Source organism: Oleiphilus sp. HI0043, assembly GCF_001634935.1.
The window spans coordinates 1-756 of the sequence record NZ_LWEY01000148.1 but is presented as its reverse complement, the minus strand read 5'-3'; the positions used below and the strand labels follow the sequence as shown (position 1 = coordinate 756).

Sequence of the window (756 nt, the reverse complement as noted above, 5' to 3'; positions counted from 1 at the left end):
GAAGTATGTGAAACAAGTTATAAAGATCGTGGTGGAAAATACCAGGGCCAGACTGGCGTAACGCTGCCGAAAACTTAGTTTAACTGCCTCTTCAAGTCTGAGAGAACACAAGTGGAGCAAGAAGGCGTTATCAAATATCAGCTGGTATTCGAGCATCGAAGCATCTCGATTGACGATACCAGTTTGGCTGAACTGAACCAATGCCGCCAACAAATGATGGCTCACGGGTTAATCGGCCAGGATGATAATCGCTATGAAGGCTATGGCTTTGGCAACCTATCACTGCGTTGCCAGTCAGACTCTAGCATTGAAGCGCCTCCTTCTTTCTGGATCAGCGGCACTCAAACAGGCCACCTTCCAACGCTATTCCCTCGGGATATATGCCTCGTAAACCAAAGCCACCCTGAGACAAATACAATACATGCAGAAGGTGAAACAAAGCCCTCATCGGAAAGTATGACGCATGGCGTCATCTATAAGCTTAGTGCCCGAATAAAAGCTGTGGTGCACGTTCACTCCACAGAAATATGGAAGCAACGTTCAGCGCTCAAGCTAGCTTCCACCCCCAAAGAAATACCTTATGGCACGCCAGAGATGGCAGAATCAGTGCGCCAACTATCCGCTCAATTATTACTATCTGAGAAGTCTATTCTCTTTTGCATGGACGGCCATGAAGACGGCGTTGTTGTGGCTGGTGAGTCTCTTTCTCAGTGCACCCAAACGCTAATAAACACTTTACATAGAGCAGCGACATAC

Annotated in this window: 1 protein-coding gene and 1 pseudogene; both read left to right on the top strand. The window is 47.4% G+C overall.

Going from position 1 to position 756, the window contains the following annotated elements:
• Nucleotides 1–78, top strand: a pseudogene (dcd, locus tag A3729_RS30435) (dCTP deaminase); the annotation flags it as partial.
• Nucleotides 79–111: 33 nt separating this feature from the next.
• A partial coding sequence (locus A3729_RS02895; protein ID WP_068633109.1) for a class II aldolase/adducin family protein occupies nt 112–756 on the top strand: 645 nt, incomplete at its 3' end.